Annotated in this window: 16 protein-coding genes and 1 pseudogene; 15 read left to right on the top strand and 2 right to left on the bottom strand. The window is 34.3% G+C overall.

Features of this window, described 5'->3' with window-relative positions:
• Window positions 1-19 precede the first annotated feature (19 nt).
• The 10 genes and pseudogenes from aroE to CD29_RS10585 all read left to right on the top strand — a co-directional run bounded on the left by aroE (window position 20) and on the right by CD29_RS10585 (window position 7,143).
• Window positions 20-844, top strand: coding sequence for a shikimate dehydrogenase (gene aroE / locus CD29_RS10625; RefSeq protein ID WP_036186338.1), 825 nt, complete (start codon window positions 20-22; stop codon window positions 842-844).
• A 43-nt stretch (window positions 845-887) separates the two neighbouring features.
• Window positions 888-1,193, top strand: coding sequence for a ribosome assembly RNA-binding protein YhbY (gene yhbY / locus CD29_RS10620; protein ID WP_036186336.1), 306 nt, complete (start codon window positions 888-890; stop codon window positions 1,191-1,193).
• Between the two features lie 11 nt (window positions 1,194-1,204).
• Window positions 1,205-1,780: a nicotinate-nucleotide adenylyltransferase gene (locus tag CD29_RS10615; protein WP_036186334.1), complete on the top strand. Its 576-nt coding sequence runs from the start codon at window positions 1,205-1,207 to the stop codon at window positions 1,778-1,780.
• On the top strand, window positions 1,767-2,327 hold the full coding sequence (gene yqeK, locus CD29_RS10610) for a bis(5'-nucleosyl)-tetraphosphatase (symmetrical) YqeK (protein WP_036186331.1): 561 nt from the start codon (window positions 1,767-1,769) through the stop codon (window positions 2,325-2,327). Before CD29_RS10615 ends, yqeK begins: the two co-directional genes overlap by 14 nt.
• A 61-nt stretch (window positions 2,328-2,388) precedes the next feature.
• On the top strand, window positions 2,389-2,739 hold the full coding sequence (rsfS, locus tag CD29_RS10605; RefSeq protein WP_036186326.1) for a ribosome silencing factor: 351 nt from the start codon (window positions 2,389-2,391) through the stop codon (window positions 2,737-2,739).
• Window positions 2,736-3,476 (top strand): class I SAM-dependent DNA methyltransferase, encoded by a 741-nt coding sequence (locus CD29_RS10600; protein WP_036186321.1) that lies wholly within the window; start codon window positions 2,736-2,738, stop codon window positions 3,474-3,476. The genes rsfS and CD29_RS10600 overlap by 4 nt, the downstream gene beginning before the upstream one ends.
• 150 nt (window positions 3,477-3,626) lie before the next feature.
• Window positions 3,627-3,887, top strand: a pseudogene (locus tag CD29_RS20875) (SLBB domain-containing protein); the annotation flags it as partial.
• 45 nt (window positions 3,888-3,932) lie between these two features.
• Complete coding sequence (locus tag CD29_RS20695) at window positions 3,933-4,220, top strand: ComEA family DNA-binding protein (RefSeq protein ID WP_235801820.1); 288 nt, start codon at window positions 3,933-3,935, stop codon at window positions 4,218-4,220.
• A 72-nt stretch (window positions 4,221-4,292) separates the two neighbouring features.
• Window positions 4,293-4,868, top strand: coding sequence for a ComE operon protein 2 (locus CD29_RS10590; protein WP_036186315.1), 576 nt, complete (start codon window positions 4,293-4,295; stop codon window positions 4,866-4,868).
• Window positions 4,861-7,143: a DNA internalization-related competence protein ComEC/Rec2 gene (locus tag CD29_RS10585; protein ID WP_036186413.1), complete on the top strand. Its 2,283-nt coding sequence runs from the start codon at window positions 4,861-4,863 to the stop codon at window positions 7,141-7,143. Before CD29_RS10590 ends, CD29_RS10585 begins: the two co-directional genes overlap by 8 nt.
• Before the next feature lie 43 nt (window positions 7,144-7,186).
• Here CD29_RS10585 and CD29_RS20005 read toward each other — a convergent pair whose 3' ends face one another.
• Window positions 7,187-7,348 (bottom strand): YqzM family protein, encoded by a 162-nt coding sequence (locus tag CD29_RS20005; RefSeq protein WP_036186313.1) that lies wholly within the window; start codon window positions 7,346-7,348, stop codon window positions 7,187-7,189.
• 176 nt (window positions 7,349-7,524) lie between these two features.
• Here CD29_RS20005 and holA point away from each other — a divergent pair, with 176 nt between their 5' ends.
• Window positions 7,525-8,535, top strand: coding sequence for a DNA polymerase III subunit delta (holA, locus tag CD29_RS10575; RefSeq protein ID WP_036186411.1), 1,011 nt, complete (start codon window positions 7,525-7,527; stop codon window positions 8,533-8,535).
• A 53-nt stretch (window positions 8,536-8,588) separates the two neighbouring features.
• Here holA and rpsT read toward each other — a convergent pair whose 3' ends face one another.
• On the bottom strand, window positions 8,589-8,840 hold the full coding sequence (gene rpsT / locus CD29_RS10570) for a 30S ribosomal protein S20 (protein ID WP_036186311.1): 252 nt from the start codon (window positions 8,838-8,840) through the stop codon (window positions 8,589-8,591).
• Between the two features lie 164 nt (window positions 8,841-9,004).
• Between rpsT and gpr the strand changes: the two genes are divergently transcribed.
• From gpr to CD29_RS10550, 4 genes are all read left to right on the top strand, one after another.
• A complete protein-coding gene (gpr, locus tag CD29_RS10565; RefSeq protein WP_036186309.1) occupies window positions 9,005-10,039 on the top strand; it encodes a GPR endopeptidase in 1,035 nt (344 codons plus the stop codon).
• A gap of 65 nt (window positions 10,040-10,104) precedes the next feature.
• Window positions 10,105-10,950, top strand: coding sequence for a stage II sporulation protein P (gene spoIIP / locus CD29_RS10560; RefSeq protein WP_036186307.1), 846 nt, complete (start codon window positions 10,105-10,107; stop codon window positions 10,948-10,950).
• A 296-nt stretch (window positions 10,951-11,246) separates the two neighbouring features.
• Complete coding sequence (gene lepA, locus CD29_RS10555) at window positions 11,247-13,076, top strand: translation elongation factor 4 (RefSeq protein WP_036186305.1); 1,830 nt, start codon at window positions 11,247-11,249, stop codon at window positions 13,074-13,076.
• A gap of 202 nt (window positions 13,077-13,278) precedes the next feature.
• The gene (locus CD29_RS10550; protein ID WP_036186303.1) at window positions 13,279-13,584 is read left to right on the top strand and encodes a hypothetical protein; all 306 of its coding nucleotides are present in this window, start codon (window positions 13,279-13,281) and stop codon (window positions 13,582-13,584) included.
• Window positions 13,585-13,601 lie beyond the last annotated feature (17 nt).

Genomic DNA, 13,601 nt, shown 5'->3' with positions numbered 1-13,601 from the left:
GAGAAGAGGTTTATGGGAAATGAAGAAATGGTTTGCCGTAATTGGAGATCCAATTGCTCAGTCGAAATCTCCAGAAATGCATACTAGTTGGTATGAAAACGATGGGATTGATGCAGCTTTTATCCCCATACAGGTGAAGAAAGAAGAATTGGAAAAGGCTGTTGATTCACTAAAGTTGTTAGGTGTAAGTGGATTTTGTGTAACAATTCCACATAAACAATCGATTATCCAGTATTTAGATGAAATCGATGAAACAGCGCGACTTATGGGTGCTGTAAATACAGTTGTACGATTACAGAATGGTAAATTAAAAGGGTATAATACAGATGGCGATGGATTTGTTCGTTCATTAGAAGAAGTAATTGGTGAAGAACATCGGGATCAGTCTGTTTTAATAATCGGTGCAGGTGGTGCTGCAAGAGGAATTGCATTTGCACTAAAAAATCAAGGTTATGAAAATATAACTGTGTCGAATCGAACGGTTTCAAAAGCTCATGATTTAGTTGATGCATTAGGCATTGGTAAAGCTATTTCAAATGATGAAGCAAGTGAAACATTAAATCAGTACAAAATACTAATTCAAACCACATCTGCAGGAATGATTTATGGAGATACAGACTTACCATTCTCAATCGACGATATGTCAACAGAAGCAATTGCTGCTGATATTGTGTATAATCCATTAATGACTCCATTTTTACAGCATGCATCTAATATTGGGGCAACGATTGTTACTGGTATTGGAATGTTTGTGCATCAAGGAGCAATTGCCTACGAACATTGGTTAGGACACTACCCAAATACAAAAGCAATGATTGAAAAACTAACAGAAAACGTAAAGTAGGAGTAAAATTTGTTCCGAAAGTCTTAGGAGGACGCTAGAATTTATGTTAACAGGAAAACAAAAAAGATATTTAAGAGCAGAAGCACATCATTTAACTCCCATCTTCCAAGTTGGTAAAGGTGGCGTGAATGAGCAAATGCTTCTTCAAATTAGCGATGCGCTAGAAGCACGTGAGTTATTAAAAGTACGTATACTCGATAATTGTGCAGACGAAAAAGATGAAGTTGCAGTAGCACTTGCTGAAGGTACAAACTCTGAGCTAGTTCAATTGATTGGACTAACAGTTGTACTTTATAAAGAATCAAAAAATAATAAAAAAATAAATTTACCAAGAGTAGATAAAAAGTAAGGTGTTGGTTAATGAAAAGGGTTGGCATTTTAGGGGGAACATTTAATCCCCCACACATCGGCCATCTTATATGTGCTAATGAAGCTTTTCATGCACTAAAACTTGATGAAGTCCGTTTTATGCCAAATGCAATTGCACCTCATAAACAACATAGAGAAGATGCCACCACATTCAATCGAATTCAAATGTTAGAGATGATGATTAAACCATATCCTTATTTCAAGATAGAAAAAATTGAAATTGAACGTGGTGGTGTATCATACACTTATGATACGATGGTAGAATTGTGTGAACGTGAACCAGATGTTCAATTTTACTTTATCATAGGTGGAGACATGATTGACACGCTAGAAACGTGGTATAACATTGATGAGTTAGTAAAACTAGTTAAATTTGTTGGATTTAAACGTCCTGGTTCAACTTCTTCAAATTCAAACTATACGGTACAAATGATTGAAGCACCTGAAATAGACCTATCATCAACATTGATTCGACATAGACTTGCAACTGGTGGGACATTAAAATTTTTACTTCCTGAAGGTGTTGAAGCATATATTCGAAAGGAAGGTCTTTATGGAACGGGCTGAATATTTAGAAGCTATTAAATCACGTATGCCTGAAAAAAGATATATTCATACCATTGGCGTTATGGAAACGGCTATTCAATTAGCTCAAAATTTTGGGGAAGATGTGAAATCGGCAGAAACCGCTGCGATTTTACATGATATTGCCAAATACGCGGACGAACAATGGATGATTGAAATTGTAAAGGACAATGGCCTTGACGAAAGACTTGTGAGTTGGGGGCCAGAAATTTTACACGGTCCAGTTGGAGCATGGATTGCAGAACATGAATTTTATATTAGTAATGAAGATATACTAAACTCAATCCGTTTTCATACAACAGGCAGAGCAGGAATGTCTAGATTAGAAAAAATCATTTTTATCGCAGATATGATTGAGCCAAATCGTAAATTTGATGGGGTTGAAAAACTACGTAGAAAATCAGAAAAAGATTTGGATAAAGCAATGCGTGCTTGCATACGACACTCCATTAAGTTTTTAGTAAAAACAAAACAAAAAATCTATCCCGTTTCAATTGAATGTTATAACGATTTAATCGATAACGATTAGGTTTTCAAAAAATTGAACGTTTTAATAATTAAAATGTAAAGAAGAGAGGAAAAGTGGAAGAATGACAGAAACTTTATTACAAGTTGCTTATAAAGCCATCGATGACAAACGTGCGGAAGATATTGTCGTGTTAAACATGCAAAACATTTCATTACTAGCAGATTATTTTATCATTTGCCATGCGAATTCAGATCGACAAATACAAGCGATTGCTAGAGAAGTTCAAGAAAAGGCATATGAACACGGATTTGACGTAAAGAGAGTGGAAGGTTTTGATTCGGCACGTTGGGTTCTAGTGGATTTAGGTGATGTTGTTGTGCATGTGTTCCATAAAGACGAGCGTGTATTTTACAATTTAGAACGTTTATGGGGCGATGCACCACAATTGGATGCACCGACTTTAGAACTATGAGCAACTATGTAAAATTTGCAGAAGTATATGATTTACTGATGCAAGATGTTCCATATAAAGAATATGTTCAATGGGTGAAAAGGTTTGCACCTAGTGAACATTTTCCTTTACTTTTGGATGTTGGCTGTGGAACTGGAACACTCACATTAAATTTCTTTAAAGAAGGATATAATGTGAGTGGAATAGATCTTTCAGAAGAAATGCTAGCAATTGCCAATGAACGAGCACTTAAGGAAGCATTACCGATTCCTTTCTACCAAATGTCAATGGATGAGATTGAAGGTTTTCAAGACTACGATGTGATTACAATTCCAATTGATTCAATAAATTATCTTGAAGATGGACAATCCGTTAAGGAAACATTCAATCGCACATACAATGCTTTGCGAAATGGAGGTCAATTGTTTTTTGACGTCCATTCTTTATATAAAGTGAATGAGATATTTATGCAAAGCCCATTTACCTATGATGATGGGAATATTTTGTATGTATGGCATACAGAAGAAGGCGAAGAAGAATACTCTGTTTATCATCAAATGACATTCTTTGTAAAGGATGAACAATCCAACAAGTTTGACCGTTTTGATGAAGAACATTATCAACGGACATTCCCAGTAGAGTATTACAAGGAATGGCTATATCAATCTGGGTTTTCAAAAGTAGAGATCACCGCTGACTTTACTGAACTACCACCAAGTTTTAATAGTGAGAGAATATTTATTAGAGCAATAAAATAATCTCAAAATCTTCTAGAAACCTCTTGTTAGCAGAAGGTAAATTTTGTAATATAGAGTTATCTCCATATGATTTACCTTCTGGAAAGTAGGTGTTAATATTGTTCCAGAATTTTTTAAAAAAGTATGGATTTAGTGTGCTAATCCCCAGGCATACTATGTACAGCTATCCTTGTTATATTCCTTCAACAAAATCACTCAAGTGAAGAATTTCTTGAGCCAATTACAATTATCCCTCTTGAAAATGAACAATTAAATACGAATGAACAACTACCTTTTGACAATGAAGAAATTAGTTTTCATAACGTAATCGTCGATATTAAAGGTGAAGTTAAATACCCTGGTGTTTACGAATTAACTTCAGATAAAAGAGTTATTGATGTAATAGAACTCGCTGGTGGGTATACAGATGATGCTGATTCAAAGGGAATCAACCATGCCCAAAGGTTACAGGATGAAATGGTCATTTATATCCCTAAAACAGGGGACTCACTCAACGATGAGCAAACCGACACATTTATTACCGTACCTACTACTTTTACAGCCTCGAATTTAATAAACATCAATCTAGCAAATGAATCTGATTTGTTAACTCTACCTGGTATTGGCCCTTCTAAAGCGCAAGCAATTATAACCTATAGGGATGAGAATGGTCGTTTTCAATCAATTGAAGATTTAAAGAAAGTTTCAGGTATTGGTGATAAGACCTTTGAAAAATTAAAAGAATTTATAACTATTAAACAATGAAAAAGATCCCCCATTGCATCTCAAGTAAATTAGGTCTAAACTAACAATAAGATATAATATGGAGGTAGTCATATGGAGCGTATTACGTGGGATCAATTTTTCATGGCCCAAAGTCATTTATTAGCCTTAAGAAGCACATGTACTAGACTATCTGTAGGAGCAACAATAGTTCGGGAAAAGAGAATTATAGCTGGAGGCTATAATGGGTCGATATCAGGGGACGAGCATTGCACTGAACAAGGATGCTACGTAATAGATAACCATTGTGTTCGTACAGTGCATGCAGAAGTGAATGCATTGTTACAATGTGCGAAATACGGTACGCCAACAAACGGTGCAGACCTTTATGTCACTCATTTTCCTTGTTTACCATGTACAAAATCGATTATTCAATCGGGCATTAAAAATGTATATTATGCTAAAAGTTATAAAAATAACCCATATGCATTAGAATTATTTGAAAAAGCAAATGTAAATGTTGTCCATGTGCCCTTTGATGAAGCAAAAATTGATTTCTTAAAAGATGAAAAATTGGATTTAAGCTTAGAAATGTTAAACAAGCTTCGAAATTTAGGAGCTTCTAAGGAAGAAATTGCCCCTTTTGAAGAGAAGGTGAATGAATTATTTGGTAAACTCATTAATGCATAAATGGATTTTTTACGCCTTGTCGGTTTTAGCTGCAACGATTGCAGCTCATGAATCGACAGGGCTTTTTTTATTGTTATTAATTGTTTTGGTGTTTTGTTTATATAAACGGTTCAGTTTTCTGTACTGCACAAGTGTCATCCTTGTTGGATTATTGTCTTTTTTATATTTTTCCTATGAAATTAGTAAACTCCATCAACCGTTGGAGTTACCTGCAACATTAACTTGGACAGATGAATATAAGATTAATGGTGCAAAATTGCGCGGATTTATGAAGGATAGTGGAGGTCGTAATGTTTATGTTACGTATGAATTTAAGAACGAAGATGAGAAAACCCGGTTTGAATCGATCCCTTTAGTAGGGATGAAATTTGAAGTAATGGGTGTGTTTAAAGAGCCTGAACCTCCCGCTCATCAGTATGGATTTAATATGAAAAGTTACTTAAAAAGTAAGGGATCATTAGGAATCCTTGAAATTTCAGATTGGGTATACCTTAGAGCAACTTCTAGCATTTCTCAAAAGATTAGTTACCAAAGATACTATTTAATACAACATATCGAAAATACGTTTCCAAGTTCTTTAATAGCTGAAACCCAAAGTTTACTCATTGGATTTCAAGAGAATGTAGACTCTGAAATGACGAGAGCATATCAAAAATTAGGAATTACTCATCTCTTTGCCATTTCTGGATTGCATATCGCCATTGTTTCGCTAATCGTGTTTCAAGGGTTACTACGAACGGGGGTAAGGCGAGAGCTTGCTACAATTCTATTAATCGTTGTGTTACCAATCTATGGTGTTTTGGCTGGTGGAGCCCCCTCTGTATGGCGAGCTGTATTAGTTGTGGAATTTATATTATTAACGCAAAAGTTTAAAAAATTGTCGATGGATGATGCTTTAGCCATTAGCTTTATCTTCTTTGTATTCTTGGAACCTTGGTCAATCTATCAGGTAGGGTTTCAACTATCATATTTAGCAACAGTTAGTTTAATTTATTCTTCAAATCTATTAAATCGTTTTAAATCATGGCTTGTTCAATCATTTTTAATTACATTTGTTTGTCAGTTAATTGTATATCCTCTTTTACTCTATCATTTTTATGAGTTAAGTCTGTCCTCGTTAATAGCTAACATTGTTTTTGTGCCACTGTTTTCATTTATTATTTTACCGATTAATATTGTATTGCTAATTGTTTCTTTTTTACCAGGACAGATTGTAAATATATTATTTATTATCTATGAACCATTGAGGGAATCGTTGAGTCAATTTATTTTGTGGGTTCAAACAATACCTCATCAGATGTGGATTCCAGGTAAACCATCTCTTGTGTTAATCGTTATGGCTTATATCAGTGTGTTTTGTGCGTTTTATATAATGGATAAAGGTGCAAAGCTTTGGAAGTATTGTCTAGTTCTATTCGTCCCGATTCTACTCTTGCAAATTCATAATAACTGGAATAATCAAATGAAAATATCATTTGTTTCAGTTGGTCAAGGAGATTGTATTTTAGTGGAGTTACCTAATAGAGAAGAAATATATTTAATTGATACTGGTGGATTGTTGCGGTTCGAACAAGAGGAATGGAAAAAAACTAAAGAACCTTATGAAGTAGGAAGGCAAGTAGTTGTCCCTTATTTAAAAGGAAAAGGTATTCATCGAATTGATAAGTTAATAATTACCCATGCAGATAGTGATCATGTTGAAGGTGCAGAAGAAATCCTGAAAGAAATAGAAGTTAGTGAAATTCATATTTCTCCAAATTCATATAATAAAGATGTAATGGCTGAATTAATCTTGGAGGCTAATCTTAGAGGAATACCTATTATAGAGCAAATGGCGGGGTACTCATGGATAGTAAATCAATTTAGTTTTCAATATCTCTGGCCGACCGATACGAATTATGAAGGGAATAATGATTCACTCGTTTTATATGTGACGAATGGCGGGTTTCAAGCGTTGTTTACTGGTGATTTAGAAGCTGCTGGAGAAGAACAATTAGTAAGACATTACCCACAGCTTAAAAATATAACTGTTCTGAAAGCTGGTCATCATGGTAGTAAAACATCGAGTAGTGAGGTTTTTGTTCAAAAATTATTACCCCAAATTACGATTTTTAGCACAGGAAAGAATAATCGGTATGGGCATCCTTCAAAAGAGGTAGTTGAACGATTTCAATTATACAATCTTAAAACATTAAACACTGCAGAAGATGGGACAATCGAAATAAGTGTAAACAAGGAAGGTATTGTAGTATTTACTAGTAACTCAAGCGATTAGAATAGAAAAAAGCTTTGCCATACAAAGGCAAAGCTTTTTTCAGTTATACTGCAGCAATAATTGTCGCAATTGTAAACATAAGTGCAAAGAAGACGAATGATACAACAAAACCTACGCCGGCAGGGATTACTTGGTTGCCTTGCATAGCTCCGTTATCGCCTTCAAAAGGGTTATGTGTAACAAAGTTTTCTGTATTATGTGCCATACTATCCCTCCTACTCAAACTTCATTATAAGTTAATAAATAGTAAAAATCTATATGATTTCATATAAATTCTACCATTAAAGTTCTTTAAGTATGTCACAGTTTATACATACACTATAAAAGTATATGAAAAAACGTGTATACTTATAAGGAGAATTTTTATTGGGGGCTATTTCGATGTTTACAAAAGTATGGAATGATATAAAGAATGGGAACATTGCTCCTGTGTACTGTATAGTTGGGGAAGAAACTTATTTTATCGATGAAACAATTAACAGACTAAAAAAAGCTCTAACAATGAATGAGGAATTAGAAATAATGACCTTTGATTTAGAGGAGTCACCTGTTGATTTTGTAATTGACGAAGCTGACACATTTCCATTCTTCTCAGATAGAAAATTAGTTATTGCAAAAAATGCATCATTTTTAAAGGCTTCAGAAAAAGGGAAAGAAAAGATAGATCATGATTTAGTGCGTCTTGAAAATTGGTTAAAGAATCCATCCGATTTTGCCGTAACTATTTTCGTTGCTCCTTATGAAAAACTAGACGAGCGTAAAAAAATTACAAAACAAATGAAACAACATAGTATTATGTTAGCTGCTGAGCCTTTAAAGGAAAATGACTTAAATGTATGGGTGTTAAGTGCTGTAAAAAATTATGGGAAAACTATTAATAATGATGCCATCGACAAATTAATCGAAATGGTTGGCGTTAATATGCTACAGCTACAAAAAGAAATAGAGAAGCTCTCCTTATACCTTGGAGAAGATTCTACCATAACCATCCAATTAGTTGAGGATATGGTCGCAAAAACATTAGAACATGATGCCTTCAAAATGTTAAATGCTTATCTAGCACAAAACGTTGCAGAGGCTATACAGATTTATCATGATCTATTAAGACAAAAAGAAGAACCAATTATGCTCGTAGGTTTGCTTGCATCTAATTTAAGGACAATGAACAATGTTTATTATTTGCAGAAAAAAGGTTATCATCCAACACAAATTGCAAAACAGTTAAAAGTTCATCCATATCGTGTAAAATTAATGCTTGAACAAAAAAATCGACCAAGTGAAGAAAGATTATTAAAAGCATTAAATAAATTATCCGAAATTGATTTAATGTTAAAGAGTGTGAGTGGAAATAGAGAAAGATTTTTAGAAATGTTTTTACTAAAAGCATTATAACAATAAAAAAAACCATCCTACTATTAAGGATGGTTTTTTTAATAAAGGCAAAATTAGTTAGCTTTTTTAGCTAAACGAGACTTTTTACGACTAGCCGCGTTTTTATGAATAAGGCCTTTAGAAGCCGCTTTATCAAGAGCTTTGTGTGCTGCTACTACTAGTTCTTGTGCATTTTCAGCACCAGTTGCTAAAGCTTGTTCAGCTTTTTTCACTGTAGTACGCATAGCAGATTTTGCTTGAGAGTTTGCAGCGTTTGCTTTTTCAGCAACTAAAACACGTTTGATTGCAGATTTAATATTTGGCATAGATTTCACCTCCTAAGATAGGACCTGAGATGATAACTTCTCACTAGTTTCGATTGTCAATACAACAAAAATCATTCTACCAAAGGAATAGATTAATTGCAATAGATAAATGCAAAGAATATTTACTTGACAGTTTGACCAACATATAATTTGAGGTGATATTGATGGCAGAAATAGAAGTTAATTGGAGTAGAACCGACCTAATTGACGAGGCTGCGGAAGTTGTTGAACACCGCACCAAAAAGCAGAAAGAAAAACTAGAAGATACCAGTGGTGTCGTCATTGAGGAATTTAAGGAAAATCGGGTCAAAGTAACAAAAGTAACGGTAGATAAAAAAGGGCAAGAAGAAATTGGTAAAAAAGAAGGTACCTACATCACTCTTTCTGTTCCAACGTTATACGTAGATGATGAAAATGGGTTTGAACAACTAGAAAAATCATTTGTAAAATATTTAGATGAAATTCACAAAGATGTTGTGCTTGATAAAGATAGTAAAGTACTTGTCATTGGACTAGGAAATAAAACAATCACTCCCGATGCGGTAGGTCCATTTGCAATAGATGCGATGCAAGCTGAAAATACGGAAAATCCAAGTGATCATTTTATAATGTACGCACCTGGGGTAACTGGACAAACTGGATTCGAAACAAGTGATTTTATCCATGCATTAGTTCAAAAAATTAATCCTGCATTAGTTTTAGTGATTGATGCATTAGCAACCCGTGGATCAGAGCGTTTATGTAAAACAATACAAATTACAGACACTGGTATCCATCCAGGATCAGGGGTTGGAAATCAACGTGCGGAAGTATCGAAAGAGGTATTTGGGGTTCCAGTAACAGCAATTGGGATTCCTACAGTTGTCGATGCTACTGTAATTATCGCTGATGCAGTCGAAAAGGTATTTCGATCCATAGCTGCTAGAGTTCAGGAAAAAGGGAAACCTTCTAGCAAATTATCTGTTTCATCCTGGACACCAGACACAGATGCTAGACTCGATATGAATGTAATCAAACCAATCTTTGGAGAATGGTCTACATGGTCATCAAACGATCGACTACAACTTTTTCAAGAAGTGTTAAACTCTAATCCAGAAAGATTAATCGTGACACCTAAAGAGGTCGATGTGTGGATTACAAAGTATTCACTATTAGTTAGTGATGCTTTGTTTAAATGGATGAAGAAAAAAGTCAAATAGTTAATAGTTCTTAAAAGTTCTAAAATTCCTCTCCTCTCCATATTGTAGTGGAAGGAGAGGATGTCATGATAAAACAATTACAAATATTAGTTGCTTTTTTAGTTTTCTTTTTTGTTTTACCTATAATTGCAGGACTTTTACCGTTACCTAATAACGCAAAAATTGAATATCCAAAAGTGCAAGAACCACAAATTGTCTATGCTGCAAGTACAGATACATCTATGACTCCGACAATAACTACGACACATACAGCTACAGATGTTTCTCAACCACTTAGTCCCTTCGATGTATTGATTTATTTTACACATTCACATGAAACGTATAAACCTTTTGTAGAAAGCGAGACAGGGACTGTTGCTGTCTATGATAGTAGTTCGAATTTATTTTCAATGCAAGATATGATTAAAAACTACTTCCAATTAAACGGTTTAACAACTAGCATCTTAGATGTTGATGTACAAGGTATTATGAATCAAAATGGTATACCATTCCACAAAGCATATGATACTTCACGTAAATATGTTGTAAAAGAACTTGAACAGAACAAATATGATTTAATTCTCGATATTCATCGTGACGCTGTAGGTGCTGAAGCCACGACCGTATCACATAACAATGTGAAATATGCCAAAATCGCCTTTGTCATTGGTGCAGAAAATCCAAATTATCAATCGAATTTAGCATATGCTAACGCTTTAAGCGAAGCATTGAATAAAATAATCCCAGGAATCTCTCGCGGAGCATTAATAAAAAAAGGTGAGGGAGTAAATGGGGTCTATAATCAGGATTTGTCTAAGGAGCTTTTAGTAGTTGAATTGGGAGGGATTGACAATACTGAAGATGAAGTATATCGAACTATCTCAATTCTTGCCCAGGCAATTTCTAAAACGTTTATTACAAATGAATTGTAAAAAGTCTTTATAGCCTCATTCTTGGTTGTATAGATTAAAAAGTGAGCAGGCTAAAATAGTTCAATGTGTATATAATAGATATTTTAAACAGTTTTCTTCACGAGAACATTGCTAAAGTTTATGTCTGACTGCTATAATTCAAATTAGTGTTTAACCTATTAGAAGATGAAGTCTTCTTACTTGTATAAAAATTTTAAGTAAACGAATGCTTTTAAGGTTAAAGCCTCCGCTTTAATGACACACTTACTGTAGTAGGTCATTATTTACGGAGGCGTATTTGATTGGAGTGGACATAAATGAATCGTGAAGAACGTTTAAAACGTCAAGAACACATTAGAAATTTCTCAATAATTGCCCATATTGACCACGGGAAGTCAACACTTGCTGACCGTCTTTTAGAACAAACAAAATCAGTAACACAGCGTGAAATGAAATCGCAGCTTTTAGATGCGATGGATTTAGAACGTGAACGTGGAATTACGATTAAATTAAATGCAGTACAATTAAAATATAATGCAAAAAATGGCGAGCAATACACATTTCATTTAATCGATACACCTGGACATGTCGATTTTACATATGAGGTATCTCGTTCGCTTGCTGCTTGCGAAGGTGCAATTTTAGTTGTTGATGCAGCACAAGGGATTGAAGCCCAAACTTTAGCTAACGTCTACTTAGCTCTTGATAATGATTTAGAAATATTACCGGTTATTAACAAAATCGACTTACCTGCAGCAGATCCTGAACGTGTAAAACAAGAAATTGAAGATGTAATAGGACTCGATGCATCTGAAGCTGTTCTAGCATCAGCAAAAGCAGGGATTGGAATTGAGGAAATACTAGAACAAATCGTTGAAAAAGTTCCTGCACCAACTGGAGATCCAGATGCACCACTACAAGCGTTAATTTTCGATTCGGTATACGATGCTTATAGAGGAGTTATTATATCAATCCGTGTAATAAACGGTACTGTAAAACCTGGCGACAAAATCCGCATGATGGCAACAGGTGCTGAATTTGAAGTAATTGAAGTGGGAATTCATACGCCAAAAGCAGTTCCACAAAAAGAGCTTACGGTCGGTGATGTAGGATATTTAACAGCTTCAATTAAAAATGTCGCCGATACTCGTGTAGGGGATACTGTAACGTATGCAGGTAGTAAAGCTGCTAAAGAACCATTGCCAGGATATCGTCGTTTAAATCCGATGGTATATTGCGGTCTCTATCCGATTGATACTGCAAAATATAACGATTTACGTGAAGCATTAGAAAAGTTAGAGTTAAATGACTCTGCTCTCCAATTTGAAGCAGAATCTTCTCAAGCCTTAGGATTTGGATTCCGTTGTGGTTTCTTAGGATTACTTCATATGGAAATTATTCAAGAACGTATTGAACGTGAGTTTAACATTGACCTAATTGCGACAGCTCCTTCTGTTATTTATGAAGTATTTTTAACAGATGGAACGTCCATTAAAGTTGATAACCCTTCAATGATGCCAGATCCTCAAAAGATTGATCGTGTAGAGGAGCCTTATGTTAAGGCTACTATGATGGTACCAAATGATTACGTTGGAGCAGTGATGGAGCTTTGTCAACAAAAACGAGGATCATTCATAGGTATGGATTATATTGATACAACACGTGTATCCATCAAATACGATGTCCCATTAGCTGAAATTGTTTATGATTTCTTTGATCAATTAAAATCAAGCACAAAGGGCTATGCATCGTTTGACTATGAACTAATTGGTTATAGACCGTCAAAATTAGTGAAAATGGATATTCTATTGAATGGTGAAACTGTTGACGCATTGAGCTTTATTGTACATCGTGACTTCGCCTATGAGCGTGGAAAGGTCATTGTTGAAAAATTAAAGGAACTCATTCCTCGTCAGCAATTTGAAGTTCCAGTTCAAGCAGCTATTGGCCAAAAAATCGTGGCTCGTTCAACTATTAAATCAATGGGTAAAAACGTACTTGCTAAATGTTATGGTGGAGATATTTCACGTAAACGTAAACTTCTTGAAAAACAAAAAGAAGGTAAAAAACGTATGAAACAAGTTGGTTCAGTTGAAGTACCTCAAGAAGCGTTCATGGCTGTTTTAAAAATGGATGATAAAAAGTAAATAAAAATTATGACAGGAAAACAGTGTGTTTTCCTGTTTTTTTCATTAAAAAATGATTAATCCTTTTAAAACGCTTTCAATTAACAGAATTTTCTATTGAATTTAATTTTTTCTGTAGTAATATTTACTTATGAATAAAACTTACTAATGTGGTAGGAATAATTATAATTTATACATACATCATAGAGGAGTTGTGTCTAAAATGGGGAATTTGATGAATTTATCTTTACCGAGGCTATTTGAACTTGATGAGTTAGAAGTACTACATATTTTAAGAAGTTCTGAAAACGATAAGATGGGTATTTTAGTTGCTAGTGATTTTAATAATACTACATACAAATTTATTATTCGTCTTTATTTAGTGGGAAAAGTGGATGAGAATTATGAAGTAAATAAAGAAATTGATGCATTTATGTTCCGAACTCAAGAAGAAGCTGTATCTTTCGCAGATGAATTACCATTGATGACAGCAACTGATCTATTATTATGTATAAATAAAATTAAATGAAATTAGTGTTATTAAAA

The organism is Ureibacillus manganicus DSM 26584, assembly GCF_000772945.1.
GTDB lineage: Bacteria > Bacillota > Bacilli > Bacillales_A > Planococcaceae > Ureibacillus > Ureibacillus manganicus.
This window is presented reverse-complemented; position numbering and strand designations above follow the sequence as displayed.